Raw genomic sequence first — 19,915 nt, 5'->3', positions numbered from 1 at the left:
GCTGGCCCGCCAGCCCGTCATCCACTGCAAGGAGGTGAAATATGGTTCACAAGCGCATTCGTCCCTTCAATACCAAAGAAACCTATCCGGAACAAAAGCTCGACAATGATCTGTGTCAGGCCGTGGTGGCCGGCAATATCGTCTTTCTGCGCGGGCAGATCGGCCAGGATCTGGACACGCGCGAATCGGTGGGCATCGGCGATGTCGCCGTCCAGACTGAAAAAGCCATGGCCAATGTGAAAATGCTGCTGGAGGAGTCGGGCAGCTGTCTGGATCACGTGTGCAAGATCGTCATTTACCTGGTGGACACCCTTTATCGCGAAACGGTGTACCAGATCGTGGGCAAGTGGCTGAAAGGGGTGTATCCGGTGTCCACCGGGCTGGTGATTTCGGCGCTGGCCCGACCGGAATGGCTGGTGGAAATCGACATCACCGCCGTCATCCCCGAGGGCTATCAGCCATGACCTTCTCCATCGCGGCGCGCTGCCCGGAAACCGGCATGCTGGGGGTGGCGGTGGCTTCATCCAGCATTGCCGTCGCCAGCCGTTGCTGCCACCTGCAGGCCGGGGTGGGGGCGGTGATGAGCCAGAATGTCACCAATCCACTGCTGGGTCCTTTGGCCTTGCAAGCCATGGCCAGCGGATTGCGCGGCGCTGCCTTGCTGCAGCAGCTGGCGCAGGCCGATCCTTACCTGCAATGGCGGCAGCTATTGCTGCTGCCGGCCCGTGGCGAGGGTAGCACCTTTAGCGGCCAGCATGCGCTGGGTATCCACGCCACCGCCAGCGGTGCAGATTGCCTTGCCGGTGGCAATATCCTGCATGGTGACTCCATACCGCAGCAGATGGTGGCTGCCTTTGCCGCCAGCTCCGGCCATCTGGCCGATCGCCTGCTGGCGGCTATGCAGACTGCCGTGGCGGCGGGCGGGGAGGCCGGCCCCATCCATGCGGCTGGTCTCAAGCTGGTGGCCAGCCAGGCATGGCCGGTGATCGACCTGCGCATTGACTGGAGCGATGGTGAACCCATCGCCGAATTAAGCCAGTTATGGCAGCGCTATCGTCCGCAGATGCAGGACTACATCACGCGGGCAGAAAACCCCGAGCACGCCCCCGGCTTTGCCGTGCCCGGCGTGGCGGCCTCACGCTGACGGATAGGCTGGCGCCGGTATGCCAGCCCGCGCCAGTTTGCTCGATCCGCCCATTGAGCAGGCCAGCGGGCAGATTTGCCCGTTTTCCCTGTGTCAGGGCATGAGCGCCGGCCTGCAATGCAGCAGCAGGGCGGCTGCCCGGTGCTGGCTGCCGGCTTGACCAGCGCAAGCCCCTTGTCACCGCGGTTTTCCCGGCATTAAACCATCCATGCTGCCCCCAAAATATTCACGTCATGGCCAGTGCCAGCCAAGGCTTTATTGCCTGTGATAAAGCGTTCCGGTGAAGGGTTGTTTTGTTGATCTGCATCAAGCGCCACTGTGTTGACTAAATATTAGCGAATCATTATATTATCGATTCATTATTATTTGCGCCTGCTCTTAACGGAGCAGGCAATTGTGATTGGCGAAAACAAATGCAGTACATCCGCCAGCAAGCCGTGGCCATGACCGATGAAGAATCGGCAAATATTTGCTGCGCCATACCCTGAATAAACAAAAGGTGAGCATTAACATGAGTGGATATAACGCAGTTCTGGCAAGAAATACGGCAAATGCTCCTGTGAATATGGGTCCTTGTTCGCAGACCGCCGCTTTCTCTCATTACAATAATCTGTCGGCGCAATTGCCGCTTGATCCGCTATCCGGCCAATTGGTAGCTGGCGGCGTCACCGAGCAGGCTGAACAGTGCTTCAAAAACCTGCAGGCCATTATCGAAAGCATCGACCATGTCATGGATGATGTGGTCAGAATCAGCATCTTCCTCAAGAATATTGCTGATCTGGACGCGGTAAACCAGGTCTATGCCAGCTTTTTCCCGGCTTATCGTCCGGCGCTGACCACCGTCGCGGTAGCCGCATTGCCGCTGGGCGCACTGGTGCAAGTGGAAGCCCTGGTTTCCAATGGCGAAGGGACCATTCCGCATGCACCGCAAGCCGGTGATCTGGTGAAAATCGCCAAAAATAGCGCAAAGGCACCGCTTAGCCCCTTGTCGACCCAGAGCGTGGCTTTTTCCCACTACAACAATATCTCGGCGCAATTGCCGCTTGATCCGCTATCCGGTCAATTGGTAGCAGGTGGCGTGAAAGAACAAACCGCGCAATGCCTGAAAAACGTCAAGGCGATTCTGCAAGAGATTGATGTGCCTTTTGACGATATCGTCAAGGTTAATGTCTTTCTGAAAAACCTGGCGGATATCGATGCCGTCAATGAAGTTTATACGACCTTTTTCCCGGATTCGGCCATTGCCCGTGCCGTAGCCTATTTCCCGGCCCGTACCGTGATTGCCGCCGCCGCATTGCCGCTGGATGCACTGGTGCAAATCGAAGTAGTGGTATCGCATGGTGATGGCACGCCGCCGCAAGCCGTGGAAGACCGCCACGGCATCGTCATCAAGGCCAATAACAAGGCGGCCGCGCCGCAAGACCGGCTGTCCAGCCAGAGCGTGGCCTTCTCGCATTACAACCATCTGTCTGCCCAGCTGCCGCTGGATGCTGCCAGTGGTGCGCTGGTGGCCAGTGGCGTCAAGGAGCAGGCTGCGCAGTGCCTGAAGAATATCCAGGCCATTGTCGAAAGCATCGGTCACCAGCTGGCTGATGTGGTCAAGGTCAATATCTTCCTCCGGAATATCGAAGATATCGCAGCGGTCGACGCGGTTTACGCCAGTTTCTTCCCGACTGGCACGCCGGCCCGCCGTATTGTTGCGGTGGCAGCGCTGCCGGGCAATGCGCTGCTGCAAATGGATGCCGTGGTATCGCACGCGGAAGGTACTGCTCCGCAAGCCTAAGCCCTACTTGCCGGAACGGGCGAAAACGCTTTGTTCCAGTCAAAAAGAAAGCCGGGTAAATACCCGGCTTTCTTTTTTTGTGTGCAGATAATCTGTGCCCTATGGCGTGGCGGCCAGAACGCTAAGGCCATGGCTGCCACGCAGGATGATGGTGTCAGTGTGCCTGGCTGGTATCGGCCACCCGTGTCGGACGCGGAGCCAGCCAGATGGCGCAGGCAGCCACCACAAAGGACAGACCGGTCAGCCAGAAGATCTGGTTGGTAGCCAGCATGATGCTTTGCGATTGCAGCATCTGGCCCAGCTGGGCGGTGGCGGCATCCATGCTCAGGCCGCTGTCGTGGAGCGTGCGCAAGGTGCTGCCCGTGCTATCCAGGCTGCCGACCAGATCGGCATGGTTGTAGCTGGCCTTGTCATCCCAGGCGGTGGTCACCAGCGAGGTGGCAAACGCACCGGACAGGGTGCGCATAAAGCTCATCAGCCCGGCGGCGGCGGCCATTTCCTGCGGTTCGACGCTGGCCATGGCCAGGCCGGTGAGCGGCACGAAGAAGAAGGGCATGCCCACACCCTGAAACAACAGCGGCAAGGCCACTTGCCAGAAACCCATGTCGGTGCTGGAAAAGCTGCGATACAGCGTGACGCCGCCCAGCCACATCACCCCCATGAATACCAATGGCCGCGGGTCCACGCGGGTGGACAGCTGTGCCACCAGCGGCGCCACCAGTACCGCCAGGATGCCGCTCATCGCCGTGGCATGGCCGGCTTCGGTGGCGGTATAGCCCATATAGCTTTGCAGCCATTGCGGGGTCAGCACCGTGGCGCCAAAGAAAGAGCCGAAGGCCAGCGAGATGGTAAGCACACTGGCCCAGTAGCCGCGGTGGCGGAATACCCGCAGGTTCACCACCGGGTTACGCTCGGTCAGTTCCCAGATCAGGAAGGCGGCAAAGCCGATGGCGGCGGTGACGGCCAGTGCGATGATCTCGGCGGAATTGAACCAGTCCAGGTTCTTGCCTTCATCCAGCATGATTTGCAGTGCCGCCACCCATACCACTAGTAAGCCAAGGCCAACGGCATCGACGCGGATTTTCTCGCGCAGGCTTTCCTGGCTTTTCAGCAACTGCCAGCCGGCATAGCCGCACAGCATGGTGATGGGGACGTTGATCCAGAAAATCCACGGCCAGCTGACCTGGTCGCACAGCACCCCACCCAGGATCGGCCCCATGATGGGCGCGATCAGCGTGGTCATGCTCCACAAACCAATGGCGGCACCGGTTTTCTCCTTGGGGAAAATCCGCAGCAGCAGGGTTTGCGACATCGGCATCAGCGGGCCGCCGGCCAGACCTTGCAGCACGCGGAACAGCACCAGGGTTTCCAGCGAACCGGCCATGCCGCACAGCAGGGAAAACAGGCCGAACAACACCATGGAGCCAATGAACAGCCGCACCGTCCCCAGCCGGGCGGCCAGCCAGCCGGTAAGCGGCACGGTGATGGCTTCGGCCACGGCGTAGGAGGTGATCACATAAGTGCCCTGGCTGGAGGAAACCGCCAGGCCGCCGGCAATATTGGGCACCGACACATTGGCAATGGTGGTGTCCAGTACGGCGACAAAGTTGGCGGCGGCCAGCACCATGGCGGCCAGCCACAGGGTATTGCCCTGCAGCGGCTGCGGGGCGGTGGAGTTTGGGCTGCTGGACATGGCTTACTCGCTATGGCCGGTGCTGGCGGTATCGATGGTCACTTCCATCGATAGGCCCACTTGCAGTGGATGGGCGCGCAGTTCGGCCGGGTCCAGCGCAATGCGTACCGGCAGGCGTTGTACCACCTTGATCCAGTTGCCGGTGGCGTTTTGCGCCGGGATGGTGGCAAACGCGGCACCGGAACCGCCGGACAGGCCGGCCACCTTGCCGTGGTAAGTGATGCGGCTGCCGTAGAGGTCGGCAGTCAGGGTGGCCGGCTGGCCGATGCGTACCTTGTCCAGCTGTACTTCCTTGAAGTTGGCGTCCACATGCACCTGCTGCAGCGGCACTACCGACATCAGCTGGGTGCCGGACTGCACGCGCTGGCCGGTTTGCACCTGGCGCTTGGCCACCACGCCATCCACCGGGGCGCGGATCACGGTGCGCGCCAGGTCGAGGCGGGCCTGGTCTCGCTTGGCGCGGGCCAGTGCCACTTCGGGGTTGTTGTCTAGCGTGGTGTTGACGGTGAGGGTCTGGTTGGCCTTGAGCGAGCCCTGCGCGGCGCGGGCATTGGCCTCGGCCTGCTTGGCGGCGGCTTCGGCGGCGCTCAGGCTGGCGCTGGCGGTGCTGAACACGTTTTGCGCATTGCTCAGTTCCTCACCGGATACCGAGCCACTCTTGGCCAGTGCCTGGCGGCGCTTCAGGTCCAGCTCGGCGCGTTGCAGGTCGGCGCGGGCGGAAGCCAGTTGCGCATTGCTGCGCGCCTGCTCGGCAAGGCGCGCCTGGATCTGCGCCTGCAAGCCTTCATCGCTGGCCAGATAGCCTTGTACGCGGCGTTCGGCACGGGCCAGCTCGGCCTCGGCCTGGGCCAGGTTCAGCTTGGCATCGCTGTCGTCCAGACGGGCGAGAATGTCGCCGCGCTTGACCGCCTGGGTGTCCACCGCCAGCACTTCGCGCACGGTGCCGCTGACTTCCGGGGTGACCTGGGCGATCTCGGCTGCAACATAGGCATTGTCGGTGCTGACATGGTGCGAGGCCACCAGCGTCCAGTAGCTGCCGGCTGCCACTGCGCCAAGGGCGACGGCGCTGCCGAGCAGGATAAACAGTTTCTTGCGTTTGGCCAGGCGCAGCTGGTCGCTGGCTTGCGGGGCTGCACTGGCGGGAAGGGTTTGGCTGATTTCACTCATGATGGTTCTCTAGTATGCGGTTTGTCTGTGTGTGGGCCGGGGGGACTCAGGCTTGCTGATAGCCGCCGCCCAGTGCCTTGATCAGGTTGACGTCGAGCAATAGCTGGCGGGTTTCCAGGCTGGCGGCGCTGCGGCGGCAGCTGATGACGCTGTCTTCGGCATTCAGCACGTCCAGATAACTGGCCAGGCCGCCCTGGTAGCGGTTCTGCATGACCTGATAGGCCTGCTCGGCGGTTTGCAGTGCCAGGCGGCGCTGTTCCAGCTGTGGCGCCAGTTCCTGTTGCTGCGCCATCACGTCGGCGACATCATGCAGGGCCTGGGTCAGGGTCTGGTTGTAGCTGGCCACGGCTTCGTCGTATTCGGCGCGTGCCACGCGGTAGTTGCCTTGCAGTGCGCCGCCACGGAAGATGGGCAGCGAAATGGCCGGGCCGACGCCGCCCACATCCGAGCCGCTCTTGCCCAGCAGGCTCAGGCCCAGCGACTGCACGCCCAGATAGGCCGACAGATTGACATTGGGGTAGAACGCCGCGTGTGCCACATCGATGCGGCGGGCGGCGGCTTCGGCGCGCAGGCGGGCGGCCGCCAGGTCGGGCCGGCGGCCCAGCAGGTCGGCCTGCAAGGTGGCGGGCAGGCCCTGTGCGTCCAGCAGGCTGGCTTGCGGGCGGGCAATGGCCAGCCCGCGATCCGGCCCGGCACCCATCAGGGCGGCGAGGCTGTAGCGCTGCTGGGCAATGGCCTGGCGTGCGGCGCTGAGATCGGCACTGGCCCCGGCGGCGCGCGATTCGGCCTGGCGCAGGCTGCCCAGGGTTTCCAGGCCGTTGTCGTAGCGCTGTTGCAGCAGTTCGACGCTGTGACGGCGGACGGCCAGTGCCTGCTCGGCCGCATCCTGTTCGGCAAACAGGCGCGCCAGTTCGGCATAGGCTGCGGCAATCGCGCTGGTCAGGGTCAGCCGGCTTTGTGCGGCTTCCGCCTCGGCCGCGGCCAGTTCCGAGCTGGCGGCGGCTACTGCGGCGCGGTTCTTGCCCCAGAAATCGAACTCGTAGCTGAAGTTCAGCTCTACGCTGGCAGAGTTGTTATAGCCATGTGGCACATAGGCGACCGGCATGCCGTTGTTATAGCTTTGCTTGAGCTTGGTGACCGAGCTGTCCAGGCTGGCGCTGGGCAGCCGGCTGGCTCCGGCCTGTTCGGCCTGGCCTGCTGCTTTGGCCAGCCGCGCCTGGGCGGCGGCAAGGTCGGGGGCGTTGCTCAGCGCCTCCTGCATGATGGCATTGAGCTGACTGTCGTTATACTCCTGCCACCAGTTGCTGTTGGCCCATCGGGCGGTGCTGGCGGGCAGGCTTTGCTGACTGGCCAGTTCGGCAGTGGTTTTGCTGCGGGCGGCCGGGCCCAGTTCTGGTACGCTGGCGCAGCCGGTCAGCAACAGGCTGCCCAGCAGCGAAAGTTGCAGCAAGGAGTGCCGGCGGCGCATGCTTGATGTGGTGTCCATAATATTGCCAAGGTCTTTAACTGTACGGTACGGTACGGTTATAATGCAGACAAATCTTATCGTCAAGAAAAACTGTACAGTTTGGTACTGTTTCGGAGTGTGAATGCGTACAAAAAGCGAAGAACGCCGTCAGCACATGGTGGCGACGGCGGCGGAAGTGTTCTTGCAGCGTGGCTACGAGGCTACGTCGATGGCGGAAATCTGTAGCCGGGTGGGTGGCTCCAAGGCCACGCTGTATGGCTATTTCAAATCAAAAGAAGAGCTGTTTTTAAGCGTGATGAAGATGCTGGCCGAGGAGCGCATGTCGCAGGCCTATGCGCGACTGGTGCCGGGCGGGGATATTGTTGCCTCCTTGCAGGCTTTTGCCGAAAACTACCTGCAGGTCATCCTGGGGCCGGATTTGATGGCCATGCGCGGCATCATTGTCGGCGAGCTGGTGCGTGCCGGCGCGGCGCAGCAGTTTTATGATGCCGGCCCGCGTCAGGGTTGGAACAAGGTGGCGGCCTATCTGGAGGCGGAAATGACCGCCGGGCGGCTGCGCCAGGCGGATGGCTGGGTGGCTGCCATGCATTTGCTGTCCCTGGTACAGGCTGAGTATCAGCAGACTTTCATGATAGGTGTGGTGAGCGAGGATGAGCTGAGCCTGCTGCAAGAGCGGGTGACGCGGGGTGTGCAGGTATTCATGGCCTGGTACGGCGTGTAGTGGCTTGTGGTATGGCCAGGCAAGCCAAGAGCCTGGCCCTGGATGCTGCGCACTGCATGCTGCCCATGTGTGAAGCACTGCAGGCAAGGAATGATGATGAAGATTGTTGGCTTGTTGCTCATGCTGTGTTCAGGCGCGGCGCTGGCCGGTCCCGTTTTTGCAAACTACACGGAAGAGCAAACCACCGGCTGGGCGGCCGTGTCTCCGGCAGTGGCCGGCTTGATCGTCCGTTCTGATGCGGACTTGCAGTTGCAGGCCGACGAGGAAACGGCAGAGAAAAACCTCAAGCCCGGCGACTATCGGCAGTTCTTCGTCAGCCGCAAGCTTCCCCTGGCTGCGGATGGCAGGACTTTTCTTTTCGTTCGGCCCAAATCTTCCCCGTATTTCCGGACTTTCTATGGCGCACATACCTTCTGCCACTGGATTGTCGATGATAGAAACAACATTCTCTACGACGGCAATTCGGATGCTTTCCAGCTGCTGGACAGTCGTAGCAATGGCCTGAAGGACATTCAGGAGGCGCAATGCCATGGTGGCAAGTGCTACTTGGTGAAGCTTTCCTTCAAGGCTGGAAAATACCAAGAGACCTCATGCAGCACGCAGGATATCGACAGCGGCAAGCTTAGCCAGGGCTGTGATGCGGGCCAGTAAGCTGATGGACTGGGCTGGTTCGTAGTTTGTCGTTGGCACGATCAGTGCGCGTAGCCTGGCCTGGCTGCAGAAATCAAAAAAGCACCGTTACTCAGGAATGAGCACGGTGCTTTTTTATTAAGTGCGCAGCATAAAGGCCGGTGCGCGGTTTCTCATGCGGACAGCATGCTGTTCAGTTGCACAGGGTTTTCAGGTACTGACCGGCATTGAAGAGGTCGCGCTCGATGGCGCGGCGCACCGCCGACGGGTCCTGCCGTTGCAGGGCGCGCATCATGTCTTCATGACAGTCGTTCATGATGCTCCACACATGCGGGTCCTGGTGCAGCTGGTTGGAGATGGGGCCGACGTGCAGCCACACGCTTTCAATCAGGGCCAGCAGCATGGCCGAGCCGGAGGCGCGGTACAGGGTGATGTGAAACTCTTCGTTGGCCGTCAGATAGCCTTTGACGTCGTGCTCCTTGATGGCCTGTTCCATGGTGGCGGTCAGTTGTTCTAGCAACTTGAAGTCGGCGCTGCTCAGATTACGTGCGCCTTTTTCGGCCGCTTCGCCCTCCAGCAGCATGCGGGTTTGCAGGATGTCATCAAACTGGGTGCGGCTCAGTTGCGGGACGGTCACGCCACAATTGGGAATGTTGGCCAGGGCCTTTTCCGCCACCAGGCGTTGCAGGGCCGTGCGCACCGGCATTTCACCGACCTGCATGTCCTGTGCCAGTTGTTTGATCTTGAGTCGTTCGCCAGGTAGCCAGCGGCCGAGTGACAGCCATTGGCGCAGCGTGGTGTAGGTTTCGTCCTGCAGAGTGGAGGAGGCTGAAGTCTTCATCGTTGGCGGGTCGGTGAGTATTGGAGTTTGCCACAAGGATACCATAGCAGTGGCGGTGCTGTGATGCTTGGCTTTGTTTTGTTTATTTGATCAAATATTGACATTGAATCTCTGTCTTACTATGATTCGTTTCAGCTTTGATTCCGGTATTTACATTTAATTTCATTCGGGTTGGTGCGGTATTGGAATGTAGGCTATTTTTGCATTTATGATCATAAAGGAGAAATCATGCATGAACATTTGCACAGCTTCATTCGTGAACACAATATCCATGAGGTGGAATGCGTCATTCCCGACATGACCGGCGTGGCGCGCGGCAAGATTGTGCCGCGCGATCTGTTTCTGGCAGAGGCCAGCATGAAGATGTCGCGGGCGGTGCTGACCATCACCGTCAATGGTGAATTTGCCGAATTCGAACGCTTTGTCGGAGCCAATGATCCGGACATGGTGTGCGTACCGGACCCGTCGTCCATCCGCCTGGTGCCCTGGGCCATCGAGCCGGTGGCGGTGGTGATCCACGATTGCGAGGATTTCGATGGCCAGCCGATTGGCATTTCGCCGCGCGCAGTGCTGCGGCGCGTGCTCAAGCTGTATGCCGAGCGTGGCTGGCGGCCGGTGGTGGCGCCGGAGATGGAGTTCTACCTGATCCGCCAGAACAGCAATCCGCACGAACCCCTGCGTCCGCCCACCGGCCGTGCCGGGCGTTCTGAAGTAGGGCGGCAGTCCTTCTCCATCGATGCCGTCAACGACTTCGATCCCTTCTTCCAGGAGCTGTCCACCTTCTGTCAGCAGGCCAAGCTCAATGTGGAAACGCTGATCCATGAGGTAGGTGCCTGCCAGATGGAGATCAACTTTGCCCATGGTGATGCCATGGAGCTGGCCGATCAGGTGTTTCTGTTCAAGCGTGCCGTGCGCGAAACCGCCTATCGGCACAATATCTTCGCCACCTTCATGGCCAAGCCGATGGAGGGTGAGCCGGGCAGTGCCATGCATATCCACCAGAGCATTGTCGACAGCACTAGCGGCGAAAACATCTTTTCGGCAGCCGATGGCACGGCCACGCCGCTGTTTTTCCAGCACATTGCCGGCATGCAGAAATACCTGCCGCTGGTGATGCCCATGCTGGCACCGTATGTGAATTCCTATCGCCGGCTCAGCCGCCACGCAGCCGCCCCCATCAATGTGCGCTGGGGCTATGACAACCGTACCTGCGGCATTCGCATTCCACCGTCCGGCCCCAGTGCGCGCAGGCTGGAAAACCGCGTGCCGGGGGTGGATGTGAACCCCTATCTGGCGATGGCGGCCACCCTGGCTTGCGGTTATCTGGGCATGGTGCAGCAACTGCAAGCCAGCGAGCCGATGAGCGACAGTGCCTATGATCTGGATTTCGAGCTGCCTCGCAGCCTGGAAGATGCCGTGGCGCTGATGCAGGACAGTCCCGAATTGTCGGAAATTCTGGGCGAGCAGTTTGTGCAGGCTTTCTGCGCGGTGAAGGAAAAGGAATTCGAAACCTTCAATCGCGGCATTACCGCCTGGGAACGCGAACACCTGCAGCTGCACGTATGACATGATGGCGGGCGGCTGCCCGCACAGAACAAGATCAAGGAGAGATGGATGACTACACGACACGGCATCAACTGGGACAAGGCCCTGCAACTACATGCGCAGGAGCGGGAGCGCTTTATCGCGGCGCGGCCGCAATCGCGGCAGCTGTCGGAGCAGGCCGGGCAGCATCTGCTGTTTGGTGTGCCGCTACACTGGATGGACGACTGGTCCACCCCCTTCACCCTGTATGTGAAGCAGGCGCAGGGTGCCAGCTTTGAGGATGTGGACGGCAATCAGTATGTCGATTTCTGTCTGGGCGATACCGGCGCCATGTTTGGTCACGGCCCGGCGCCGGTGGCCAAGGCGGTGGCGGCGCAGGCCGCGCGCGGCATCACCACCATGCTGCCGTCGGAAGATGCGGTCTGGGTGGCCAGCGAGCTGGCGCGCCGCTTTGGCTTGCCGTACTGGCAGTTTGCCATGACCGCCACCGACGCCAACCGCTTTGCCCTGCGCTGGGCGCGGGCCGCCACCGGCCGCCAGCAATTGCTGGTATTCAATGGCTGCTACCACGGCACCATTGACGATGTGTTTGTCGACCTGGTGGATGGCAAGCCGGTGCAGCGCGCCAGCCTGCTGGGGCAGGTCTACGACCTGACGCAATACACCCGCGTGGTGGAATTCAATGATCTGGCCGCGCTGGAAGCGGCGCTACAGGACGGGCAGGTGGCCTGCCTGCTGGCAGAACCGGCCATGACCAATATCGGCATGGTGCTGCCCGATCCCGGCTACTGGGAAGCGGCACAAGCGCTGTGCCGCCGTTACGGCACGCTGCTGATCATGGATGAAACCCATACCATCAGCACCGGCATGGGTGGCTATAGCCGCGCCCATGGCCTGACACCGGACATGATGGTGCTGGGCAAGCCCATGGGCGGCGGGGTACCGTGCGCGGTATACGGTTTTTCTGCGGAAATGGCCGAGCGGGCGCAGCAGGCCAAGCGCGAGGCGGTACCGGGGCATAGCGGCATCGGCACCACGCTGACCGCCAACATGCTGGCCATGGCCGCGATGCGTGCCAATCTGGCCGAGGTGATGACCGAACAGGCGTATGCCCACATGTTTGCCCTGGCCGGCCAGTTGGCCGAGGGGCTGCGTGCCGTCATCGCCCGCCATCAGCTGCCGTGGTGTGTCACCCAGGTGGGGGCGCGTACCGAGTTCCAGTTCACCGCCACCCCGCCGCGCAATGGCAGCGAGGCCGATGCCATTCTGGATAGCGATATGGAGCACATCATCCATCTCTACCTGCTTAACCGCGGTCTGCTGATCACCCCTTTCCACAATATGTTGCTGGTGTGCCCGCAGACCACGACGGCCGATGTCGAACGGCTGGTAGAGGCTTTCGACAGCTTTGTGCAGCAAGTGCGCTGAAGCCGCCGACCCAAACGCTGCCGCAGCCTGGCGCCGCCTTGCCGCGGCAGCGTCAGGGCATCGTCAGCTATGCCTGAACCAGCCGAAACAGGCCGCCGCTACGGCGGCCTGTTTCAATCCGCCGCCGGGTCGGCGCTGACGCTGAATTGCTCGCCGATACTGAAAAAGCTGCCGCCGGCAATATAGTGCAGGCTGCGCTTGTCATCGTGGCCGTCAAACTGCCAATGGCCATCGTGCCACACCGCCGGATCGGCCCTGGCGAATACAACTTCGCCGATAAACAGATCATATTGCTGCTGATTATGCGGCTCGCTGATGATGCGGCATTCCAGATAGGCAATGCAGCCCGCCACATGCGGCGCAGCCACCTGCTTGCCAGCCACCGGCTCCAGGCCGCAGGCCGCAAACTTGTCCACCTCCTTGCCACTGATGCTGCCCGCCTTGAGCACTTGCCCGGCCTGTGCCCGGCAGGGGACGTTCAGCACGAATTCGCCGGAGGCTTCCATCAGTTCACGGGTATGGGTGGCCTTGTCGACCACCACCAATACCTTGGGTGGGGAGAAGTCCAGCGGCATGGCCCAGGCGGCGGCCATCACATTGCGCTGGCTGCCATGAGCGCTGGATACCAGCACGGTGGGGCCGTGGTTCAGCAGGCGATAGCATTTGGCCAGATCGACATCAACAAGGGTGCTCATGAGGATTTTCCGCAAGATGGAGATGGCGGATTCTAGCAATATCCCGCAGACCTCAGCCAGAACCTTGCCGATGGCGTGTACAATGCCGCCTCAGTTTTTACTTTTCATTGAAAGATCAACCATGTCCAAACGCAAAGACGACGAGCTGGATCCGGAAACCGAAGCCCTGCTGCAATGGTGTGCCGAAGTGGAAGCCCTGTTCGTGGCGGCCGGCGCCAAGCCGGACGAAGCACAGCAACAGATCGAGGAAAATGCCGAGTGGTTTACCGACATGTTCTTTGATGGCCTGAGCCCGGAAGAGGCCGCCAAGGCCGCCTTGAACTAAGAACCCAGCCCATGTCAGCCTGTTTCGCCGTAATCGACTTTGAAACCAGCGGCCTGTCGCCCGCCATGGGCAGCCGCGCCACCGAGGTGGCCGTGGTGTTGTGGCAGGATGGCCGCGAGCTGGACAGCTACCAGAGCCTGATGAATGCCGGGGTGCGCGTACCACCCGACATCGAGCGCCTGACCGGCATCAGCAATGCCATGCTGCGCACGGCACCGCCAGCGGCGCGGGTGATGGCCGAGGTGGCCGACTTTGTCGGTGACATCCCGCTGGTGGCACATAATGCCGCCTTCGACCGCAAGTTCTGGGATCACGAGCTGGGCTTGCTCGGCCGCCAGCGGCGGCAGGACTTTGCCTGTACCCTGCTACTGGCGCGGCGGCTGCTGCCGCAGGCACCGGATCACAAGCTGGGCACGCTCAACCGCTGGGCCGGCTTGCCCGATACCGGCCGCGCCCACCGCGCGCTGGCCGATGCCCGCATGGCGGCGCATCTGCTGCAATACCTGCTGGATACGGCAAGGCGGCAGCATGGTGCCGCGGGCTTGAGCCATCAACAGCTTTGCCAGCTGCAAAAGGTAACCGCCAGCAAGGTCGGCAGTTTCTTGCAGCAAGCCTGAGCGGGCAGGGCATGCGTCCCTGCCCGGTCGCGGTTTTTCCGCTGCGCTGCATGTGGCTGCCGGGAATGCGAATTTTCCAGTGAACAAACCGGATTGCATGACATTGCCCGCCCTGAAGGGCCCTCCCTAGACTGATCACCCGTATCGCAAGCCACGATTTGTGCGCGATACCTACTCAATCCGGGAGTTTTCATGTCATTTGCTTTTGCCAAGGCCGTTCTGGCCAGCTCACTGACCCTTACCCTGTTTAGCACGGCAGATGCCTGTACCCGCGTACTGTGGAATACCCAGCCGGGCTATATGCTCAGTTCGCGCAATCTGGATTTTTTCGGGCCGGTGAGCCCTACGCTGGTGGTGAGTCCGCGCGGTATCGCCCGTGTCGGCGCGACCGGTGACAATGCCCCCCATGCGGCGCGCTGGACCGCCCGCTATGGCAGCGTGGCCGTCTATGCCGACAATGTCTTTCCCATGGACGGCATGAACGAAAAAGGCCTGGTGGCACATACCTTGTACTTTACCGGCGGGGAGGAAAAGCAGCAGCCAGGCAAGCCGGCCAAGCCGGTGCTGGAAAGCAGCCACTGGGTCAGTTTCATCCTGGACAATCACGCCACCGTGGCCGAGGCGGTAGCTGCCATCCGCGCGGTACGGCTGGAACCGAAGCGGCTGCCCATCGACTATGCATCCGATACCAAGCACATAGCCATTGAAGACGCCAGCGGCGACTCGGCCATTATCGAAATCGTCAATGGCGAAACCGTCATCCATCATGGCCGCAAGTTTACCGTGCTGACCAATCCGCCTGATTACGACAGCATGCTCAAGCTGGAAAAGAAATATGCCGCCGCCAATGCAGAGACCATCCCCACCGGCTGGCAGGCCGATGCGCGGCTGGTGCGTGCCAACTGGCTGCTCAAATCATTGCCGCGTCCTGATAATGTCGAAGAAGCGCGCGGTTTTCTGTCATCCATCATGCACAGTGTCGCCATGCCGATTGGGCTGATGGCGGATCCACTCGATGTGTCGGTAGAGAAAACCTACGAGCCGTATTCGCGCTATCCGGCAGAAAACCGTGGTCCGGGAACCTATTTCAACACCACGGCTGACATGAAGAACCTGCGCTACAGCTTTCTGTCGGCCTCATCCATCAGCCCGGTATGGCTGGATTTGCCGCAGCTTGATTTTGGCCGGCTCAAGCAGACCAAGGCGATCCAGCGGCTGAATTTGTATGGCAGCAAGGGCTGGACTGGCAATGTGCGTCAGCATCTGCAGCCGGTCAGGTCCTACCAGTAAGCGTCCTCGCTGCCGTCGCAGGTCCGGGCTGGCGGCAGGCTGCTTGCCGTCCTGGCAGGTGTGCCGCGGCGGCTGGCGGCTCAGGTATTGTCTTCCAGCGACAGCAGGTGCGGGGTGAAGGCGCCCCGTTCCAGTACGCGGATGCAGGCATCGACTACTAGCGGGTCCAGTTGCACCCCGCGCATCAGCCGGATCTGGGCAATGGCCTGTTCGATGCCCAGGGCCGCGCGGTAGGGGCGGTCGGACGACATGGATTCGACTATGTCGGCCACGGTGAGAATGCGCGCTTCCGGCAGGATGGCGTCGCCACACAAACCCAGCGGATAGCCCGAGCCGTCCATGAATTCGTGATGCTGGCGGATGATGTCGGCGATGGGCCAGGGAAAATCGATGTTTTTCAGGATGTTGTAGGCCACATCCGGATGGCGCTTGACCAGGGCAAACTCCACCGGATGCAGCCGGCTGGGCTTGCTGAGGATTTCCGCCGGCACCTCGATCTTGCCCAGGTCGTGCACCACCCCGCTCAGGTACAGCCCGCGCAGCTGCTCGGCTGGCAAACCCATTTCCTGTCCGATCAGTACGGCCAGCTCGGCGACATGCTTCTGGTGGCCGGCGGTATAGGGGTCGCGTTGCTCCAGCACCGAGGCAATGGCGGCCAGTGCGTTTTCCAGTGCCTTTTCCAGCACCTGCGCCTGGCTGGCCTGCTCCTGCAATGACTGCTGGTAGGCCACCTGGGTACGCCGCGACTGGATGCCAAACTGCACATTGCGGGTGAGTTCTTCGAATACCTGCACTTCCACCGGACCAAACGATTGTGCCTCGCCGGCGTATACCGCCAGCGCGCCGATCAGGTCCGGGCCGGCCACCAGCGGGATGGCGACGATGGCTTGCAGGCCGAACTGGCGCACCGCCGCTTGCCAGGGCTGGAACTGCGGCTGTTGCTGCAGTTCGCCCAGGCTGACCGTGCTGCCCAGGCGGATGCAGTGGCCGATAGGCCCGCGGCCGCTGGGCTGGTTTTCGTCCCAGCTGACCTGCAGCTGTTCGGCATAGCCACGGGCGCTGCCGGCGCAGGCCAGCACTTGCAGCTGCTTTTGCTGCACATTGCTGATACCGCAGATCAGTGCCAGCTGATAGCGCTGGTCGGCCACAATGGCCTCGCATACCGCCTGCAGCAGCTCGCCTTCATCCTGCGCCTGCACCAGCGCCTGATTGGTGCGGCTATTGGCCTGCACCGCCCACGACTGGCGGCGCATTTCGTCGATGTCGCGCAACTGCTGGCTGATGTCGCGGATGATCACCGTCAGCCCGATGCACTGGCCAGTCGCATCGAAAATCGGTGATTTGCTGGTTTCCAGCCAGCCGGGGCTGCCGGCGAACATGCCTGGCTCCTGCAGGGTGATGCCCTGGCCCGTGCTGATGACCTGGTGATCATCGGCCTGGTAGCGCGCAGCCAGTTGCGGCGGGAAGAAGTCGAAATCGCTTTTGCCGCTGATGGCGTCGACGCTCAGGCCCAGATCATCGGCAAAGCGCTGGTTGCAGGCGATGAAGGTCGAGTTGCGGTCCTTGACCACGACGCGGTCGGGCAATTGGCGGATCAGCGCCTGCAGCGTGCAGGCGCCTAGCGGCGAGTGGGCGGTGGGGAGGGACATGATCAGTTTTTTCTTTTGCTGTCCGGTAGCTGGTAGCCCTGCTCGAGAAACAGGCTGAGGCAGGCATCGACCACATCCGGGTCGTAGATGCTGCCACGGTGTTGTTGCAATTGCGCTATCGCCTGCTCCAGGCCCAGCTGGCGGCGGAAGGGGCGATGCGACAGCATGGCCTCCATGCTGTCGGCGACATGGATGATGCGTGCCTCCAGCAGGATGTCGCTGCCGGCGAGGCCGCGCGGGTAGCCGCTGCCGTCCATGTTTTCATGGTGCTGCCAGGCGATGTCGGCAATCGGCCAGGGGAAGTGGATGTCCTTGAGGATTTCATGCCCGGCTTCGGCATGCATTTTCACCAGTTCGAATTCTTCATGATTGAGGCGGCGCGGCCGGGTGAGGATTTCCGAGGGAATCTGGATCTGGCCGATATCGTGCACCATGGCCGCCAGCCCCAGCCCTTCCAGCTGTTCGGCACCCAGCTGCAGCTGGCGGCCGATGGCCACGGCCAGGTCGCTGACCCGCACTTCGTGGCCGGCCGTGCTCAGGTCGCGGTGCACCATGGCCGAGGACAGGGCGCTGATGGCCTGGATCAGCGACTGGCGCAGCGATTCTTCCGCCTGCTTGCGCGCGCTGATGTCGATGAAGGCGCCGATGATGCCGCCAATCTGGTTGTCATCGTCGTAGAACAGGTCCTTGGCGTAGACCACATCCATCAGCTTGCCTTGCTGGCTGCTTATCATGTATTCGAACAGTTGTGGCTGGCGGGTGGCGATCAGCTCGCTGTCTTTCTGGGCGAACATGGCGGCCAGCTCGGCCGGCCAGACTTCTGCCGGCAGTTTGCCGATGATGTCCTCGGCCTGCATGCCCACGGTGCGGCTGAAGGCCGGATTGCAACCGAGGTAGCGCCCCTGCGCATCCTTGTAGAACACGGCGATGGGAATGGCCTTGAGCAGGGCCTGGTTGAAGCGCAGCGCACGGTTGAGCGCGGCCTTGGCCTGATTGCGTTCGCGCTGCATGGTTTCGGCCAGTTGTTCGCTGTCCTGGCATAGCTTGATGGCGCGTGACAGATTGGCCAGCACGGGTGGAAAAACATGCTCCAGCGGCAGTTGCTGCAGCAGCGGTGTCGGGGCCAGCAGCAGGATGGTGTGCTGCGGGTCCAGCGGCAGGCGCAGGCCGCACTGGTAGCGCGGCTGGCCGGTGAAGTCTTGCAGCAGTGCCTGGGGAAGGTCGGAGCGGATGGTGCGGCCCAGCAGGCCCGGCGGCAGGGCGATGTCTTCTCCTTGCTGCTGTTGCAGCAGATGGTCACCTATCACCTTCAGCACACGGCCATGGCCGGCATCCAGCCCTTGCGGATGGCCGAGCACCAGCCCGGTGGGGCAGCCGGTATGGTAGAGCAGGCGTTGTACCACCTTGGTGAGCAGGGCATCCACCGTCACCTCGCGCCCGATGGTGAGCGACAGGTCGTACAGTACGGCCAGCAACTGGTCCTTGTTCATGCCGACCGCCACAGGCTGCACAGGATGCTGGCATTGTGAAACAGCGGATAACCCCATTCCTGCAGGCTGGCGATTTCACCCAGCGTCAGCGCACCCACCAGCGGCGCCGCCGCGCTGCTGGCCTGCAAATGGCTGATTTCCGCCAGCGCCGCCGGCCCGAAGTGCATGCTGCGACCGGCACAGTAAAAGCCCAGCAATGGCTGCTGGCTGATCTCGCCATGGCGCTGGCGCAAGTCGGCCACAATGCTGTCCACGCACTCAGTCCCTGGTTCTGACGGGGCCTGCAGCATGATCAGCAGGGCATTTTCCGGTACCTCGCCCACGCAGAACACCGAACCGTCGTCTTCCAGTGCCACCGGCACGCGGATCAGTACCTGCTGGTTGGCCAGCACCACCCCCAGCGGAAAGTGCACGCCAAAGGAGTAGAAGTTTTCCCGGGTCAGCTCGGCGCCAAACTGTTCTTGCACCATCTGCCGGTAACTGTCGAAGGCCGGCCGCCAGTCGATCTGGAAGATGCGGTTGCCGGCGGTGGCGGTGGCGCAGGTGGTTTGCTGTGGTGCGGCATAGCCGTGGGCAATCACCGGATTGGCGGAGGAGGGCAGCAGCAGGCACAGCACGCCATGGCCGATGGTGTGATGCTGATCGAACAGGCAGGGCATGGGCTGGAAGCTCTCGCTGCCGGCATTCACGCCGCCGTAGTACACCTGATCGGCCAGCAGCAGGTAGAGCTCGTCCAGGATGGAGGCAATGTCCGGCAGCATGGCGTCGAACAGCATGAACAGCGTGGGCTTGCCCTGTGTTGCCGGCCATTGTTGCAGCATGTGCAGCACCTGGTCGGCCATCTGGCGGGCGGCCGTGGCCGCTCCACGGTCAGGGTGGATGCCAAGCAGGGCGGCATCGGCCGGTGAGGCATGGGGCAGCAGCCAGGCCCCGCCGGGCAGAAAGCCCTGACCGTCCAGCAGGCGCGGAAAAATGCCACCGGCCAGACCGATGCCCAGATGCAGGCAGCAGGTTTGCAGCAGGGGCAGCTGCTGTTGATCGGACTCTGCTACCAGCGCCAGCAATTGCTGGCCGGGATGGCTGGATTGCCATTGACGTAATTGCATTTCCAGCTGTCCGCTATCCAGCGGGCTGTGCCAGGGGGCGTTCATCGGCGGGGCTTTCGATCAGTAAGCTGCTCTTGCGAGCGATAGCCTTATCATAAACGAGGTCATCGCTGTTTCCGACCGTTTTGCACAATAAATGCTGAGAAAAACCGGCCGGCGCAATCCCCTGCCGCGGTGGTTCAGTGTTCCCCGGCCAGTGCTGGCGCGCGCTGGCTCTTGCCTTGCAGCCAGTTGCGCAGCAGGCGGCTGCACAGCGGGATGAAGCAGAACACCATGGCCGGCGTCAGCAGCAGGGTGCTGCACAGCACGCGCAGCACCAGCGG

The 19,915-nt window shown here is 61.8% G+C and carries 18 protein-coding genes; 10 read left to right on the top strand and 8 right to left on the bottom strand.

Annotated elements, in window-relative coordinates; all coding sequences use genetic code 11:
- The first annotated feature begins 41 nt into the window (after positions 1–41).
- The 3 genes from JHD64_RS14310 to JHD64_RS14300 all read left to right on the top strand — a co-directional run bounded on the left by JHD64_RS14310 (position 42) and on the right by JHD64_RS14300 (position 2,927).
- Positions 42–464, top strand: a complete 423-nt coding sequence (locus JHD64_RS14310) for a RidA family protein (protein WP_199053665.1) — start codon at positions 42–44, stop codon at positions 462–464.
- On the top strand, positions 461–1,144 hold the full coding sequence (locus JHD64_RS14305) for a DUF1028 domain-containing protein (RefSeq protein WP_199053663.1): 684 nt from the start codon (positions 461–463) through the stop codon (positions 1,142–1,144). Before JHD64_RS14310 ends, JHD64_RS14305 begins: the two co-directional genes overlap by 4 nt.
- A 559-nt stretch (positions 1,145–1,703) precedes the next feature.
- A complete protein-coding gene (locus JHD64_RS14300) occupies positions 1,704–2,927 on the top strand; it encodes a Rid family hydrolase (protein ID WP_370540960.1) in 1,224 nt (407 codons plus the stop codon).
- Positions 2,928–3,081: 154 nt separating this feature from the next.
- On the opposite strand, the gene JHD64_RS14295 is transcribed toward JHD64_RS14300, so the two are convergent.
- From JHD64_RS14295 to JHD64_RS14285, 3 genes are read right to left on the bottom strand one after another with little or no spacing between them, the layout of a single operon-like run.
- The gene (locus JHD64_RS14295) at positions 3,082–4,620 is read right to left on the bottom strand and encodes a DHA2 family efflux MFS transporter permease subunit (protein WP_059286165.1); all 1,539 of its coding nucleotides are present in this window, start codon (positions 4,618–4,620) and stop codon (positions 3,082–3,084) included.
- A 3-nt stretch (positions 4,621–4,623) separates the two neighbouring features.
- Positions 4,624–5,787, bottom strand: a complete 1,164-nt coding sequence (locus JHD64_RS14290; protein WP_199053661.1) for an HlyD family efflux transporter periplasmic adaptor subunit — start codon at positions 5,785–5,787, stop codon at positions 4,624–4,626.
- A gap of 46 nt (positions 5,788–5,833) precedes the next feature.
- Entirely contained in the window at positions 5,834–7,273 is a 1,440-nt protein-coding gene (locus JHD64_RS14285) for an efflux transporter outer membrane subunit (RefSeq protein WP_199053660.1), read from the bottom strand.
- A 103-nt stretch (positions 7,274–7,376) separates the two neighbouring features.
- Here JHD64_RS14285 and JHD64_RS14280 point away from each other — a divergent pair, with 103 nt between their 5' ends.
- Entirely contained in the window at positions 7,377–7,976 is a 600-nt protein-coding gene (locus JHD64_RS14280) for a TetR/AcrR family transcriptional regulator (protein ID WP_082693535.1), read from the top strand.
- 90 nt (positions 7,977–8,066) lie between these two features.
- Positions 8,067–8,627 carry a hypothetical protein gene (locus JHD64_RS14275; RefSeq protein ID WP_199053659.1) on the top strand — a complete coding sequence of 187 codons (561 nt, stop codon included), beginning with the start codon at positions 8,067–8,069 and terminating at the stop codon, positions 8,625–8,627.
- Between the two features lie 172 nt (positions 8,628–8,799).
- On the opposite strand, the gene JHD64_RS14270 is transcribed toward JHD64_RS14275, so the two are convergent.
- Complete coding sequence (locus JHD64_RS14270; RefSeq protein WP_059286694.1) at positions 8,800–9,447, bottom strand: GntR family transcriptional regulator; 648 nt, start codon at positions 9,445–9,447, stop codon at positions 8,800–8,802.
- Between the two features lie 228 nt (positions 9,448–9,675).
- On the opposite strand from JHD64_RS14270, the gene JHD64_RS14265 reads away from it, so the two are divergent.
- Positions 9,676–11,013, top strand: coding sequence for a glutamine synthetase family protein (locus JHD64_RS14265; protein ID WP_199053658.1), 1,338 nt, complete (start codon positions 9,676–9,678; stop codon positions 11,011–11,013).
- Between the two features lie 48 nt (positions 11,014–11,061).
- Positions 11,062–12,420, top strand: a complete 1,359-nt coding sequence (locus JHD64_RS14260; RefSeq protein WP_199053657.1) for an aspartate aminotransferase family protein — start codon at positions 11,062–11,064, stop codon at positions 12,418–12,420.
- A gap of 113 nt (positions 12,421–12,533) precedes the next feature.
- On the opposite strand, the gene JHD64_RS14255 is transcribed toward JHD64_RS14260, so the two are convergent.
- On the bottom strand, positions 12,534–13,115 hold the full coding sequence (locus tag JHD64_RS14255) for a flavin reductase family protein (protein WP_199053656.1): 582 nt from the start codon (positions 13,113–13,115) through the stop codon (positions 12,534–12,536).
- A 121-nt stretch (positions 13,116–13,236) separates the two neighbouring features.
- On the opposite strand from JHD64_RS14255, the gene JHD64_RS14250 reads away from it, so the two are divergent.
- The 3 genes from JHD64_RS14250 (at position 13,237) to JHD64_RS14240 (ending at position 15,347) form a co-directional block, all read left to right on the top strand.
- The gene (locus JHD64_RS14250) at positions 13,237–13,440 is read left to right on the top strand and encodes a hypothetical protein (protein ID WP_124641382.1); all 204 of its coding nucleotides are present in this window, start codon (positions 13,237–13,239) and stop codon (positions 13,438–13,440) included.
- An 11-nt stretch (positions 13,441–13,451) separates the two neighbouring features.
- A complete protein-coding gene (locus JHD64_RS14245) occupies positions 13,452–14,057 on the top strand; it encodes a PolC-type DNA polymerase III (RefSeq protein ID WP_059286690.1) in 606 nt (201 codons plus the stop codon).
- A gap of 192 nt (positions 14,058–14,249) precedes the next feature.
- Entirely contained in the window at positions 14,250–15,347 is a 1,098-nt protein-coding gene (locus tag JHD64_RS14240; RefSeq protein WP_199053654.1) for a linear amide C-N hydrolase, read from the top strand.
- An 80-nt stretch (positions 15,348–15,427) separates the two neighbouring features.
- On the opposite strand, the gene JHD64_RS14235 is transcribed toward JHD64_RS14240, so the two are convergent.
- From JHD64_RS14235 to JHD64_RS14225, 3 genes are read right to left on the bottom strand one after another with little or no spacing between them, the layout of a single operon-like run.
- Entirely contained in the window at positions 15,428–16,996 is a 1,569-nt protein-coding gene (locus JHD64_RS14235) for an HD domain-containing phosphohydrolase (protein ID WP_199053652.1), read from the bottom strand.
- A gap of 2 nt (positions 16,997–16,998) precedes the next feature.
- Positions 16,999–18,486: an HD domain-containing phosphohydrolase gene (locus JHD64_RS14230; protein WP_199053644.1), complete on the bottom strand. Its 1,488-nt coding sequence runs from the start codon at positions 18,484–18,486 to the stop codon at positions 16,999–17,001.
- A complete protein-coding gene (locus JHD64_RS14225) occupies positions 18,483–19,637 on the bottom strand; it encodes an FIST signal transduction protein (RefSeq protein ID WP_199053642.1) in 1,155 nt (384 codons plus the stop codon). The genes JHD64_RS14230 and JHD64_RS14225 overlap by 4 nt, the downstream gene beginning before the upstream one ends.
- Between the last annotated feature and the right edge of the window lie 278 nt (positions 19,638–19,915).

Source organism: Aquitalea sp. ASV15 (genome assembly GCF_016429115.1).
GTDB lineage: Bacteria > Pseudomonadota > Gammaproteobacteria > Burkholderiales > Chromobacteriaceae > Aquitalea > Aquitalea magnusonii.
This window is presented reverse-complemented; position numbering and strand designations above follow the sequence as displayed.